Annotated in this window: 1 protein-coding gene; it reads right to left on the minus strand. The window is 65.5% G+C overall.

Translation table 11 applies throughout. From position 1 onward, the window contains the following. On the minus strand, nucleotides 1-1,781 hold a 1,781-nt coding region (locus EOD07_RS33205), incomplete at both ends, for a glycogen debranching N-terminal domain-containing protein (RefSeq protein ID WP_127238235.1).

Raw genomic sequence — 1,781 nt, forward strand, 5'->3', positions numbered from 1 at the left:
GCATGAGCCGCGCAACGGAACGGCGGCCCTTGTCGCGGTCCGCGATCCCGCACCACAGCGCGTGTCCGGGGTTCGAGGAAACGACCGCGACGGGGCGGCTTCTTGCTTCCAGGGCGAGGGCGAAGATCCCTTGCTCCTCGCACCAGAAGTCGCGGTTGAAGCGTCTTCGAAGCGTGTCGGCCTCATGGCGAAGCTGTCTTGCGCGACCAGCTTCGCCGCTGCGCTCATAAAGGTCGGCGATGGCCTGTTTGGCGGCAAAGACATAGCCCTGCACCTCGACGAGGGCGATTGGCGGTCTGGCGAGGCCGCCATCGGCTCTCACGATCGCGTCGCCAGAGTCCTTCCATCCCTGGTTGGCGAGACCCTCGGTGGAGCTGCTACGGTACTTCAGATAGCCCTCGCCATGATCGTCTCCGGCCTTGGCGATCCAATCCAACGCCTTTTCCACCGGCGCCTGCAATTCGCGGAACAGGTCGAGATCGCCGGTCCAGGCGGCATGACGACCGAGAAGCAGCAGGAAGAGCGGGGTAGCGTCCACCGTGCCGTAGAACCGGGCATGGGGGATATCGCCGGCACGCGCGAGCTCGCCGACGCGCAATTCGTGCAGGATCTTGCCGGGCTGCTCCTCTCGCCATCGATCCGTCCGGCTTCCCTGATAGCTGGCGAGAAGACGGAGCGTCTGGGCGGCGATCTCCGGCTGGAAGGCCAGCATTTCCAGGGCGACGATCAGGCTGTCGCGCCCGAACAGGGCAACGAACCATGGCACACCGGCGGCAAAGTATTCACGGCTCCCCAATTCCGAGCGCAGCGTGGCGACATCGCGCAGGGATCTCTCCATGATGCTGTTGAGCAGAGGGCTGTCGCTGTCGAGCTTCGTGTGCTGCTCCAGCCATTCTTCGGAGTTCGTCCGGAGTTTGCCGGCAACGCCGTCGAGCGTGGTCGCCGGGCGCTGAGCGAGTTGCCTGGCTTCGGCGTCTTCCGGCTGTTCCTCCAACGCGATGGTCACTGCGATGGTTCGCGTGGCTCCGGCCGGCACGTCGATCCGGAATTCGGCCACCGTCTTGTGCGTGGCGTCAGGCCGGGGCGAGAAGGCGATCGTCGCCGTCCTGCGGAGCCGGTCGGCGCCGTGATAGGCGAAATGCAGCCTGCCATCCCGCCAGACAGGCCGTTCGGCCCTGCCGAGATTCTGCTCCACCAGCCCGCGAACGTTGAAGATGTCCTCGAAGCCGGCGCCGAACTGCAGGGTCACCGGAAAGTCATGCGCCTCGTGTCCGAGGTTCTGGATGGTCAGGACTTCCCTGACGCATGTCTGTCCGGCATCCAGAATGCGCTCCCAGCGAATGCCGAGTTCGTCCTTTGGGATCAACCGATCCTTGTTCGAACGCAGGTCTGGATTGGTCAGCTCGAAGAGCGCCGCGTACCCTTTCTGGGCGGTCGAGGCCAGGACGACCGGCGCCAGGCCGGCCAAGGTCATCCGATAGCCCCCGATGAACCGGCAGTCATGAAAATAGAGCCCGAAGCCATGCCCGTCGCTCACGGGTATTTGCGCATCGGCGGCGATCACGTAATAAAGATCGAGGCTTTTGACGGTGATCGCGCCCGCAATGCTGTCGACCATGGCCGGATGGCCCTTGGTAAGCACCCGATGCCTGCGCTCCCGCTGCGCATGCGGCGACTGCCGGGCCTTTTCCTGGGCCCGTGCCGACTGCGGGCGCGGCCGCGCCGCCAGTCCGGCGCTCGTGGCTTTCGCCCTCGATTGCTCGCGCCGGCCTGCCCCTGGT

It is taken from the genome of Mesorhizobium sp. M2C.T.Ca.TU.002.02.1.1 (assembly GCF_003997225.1).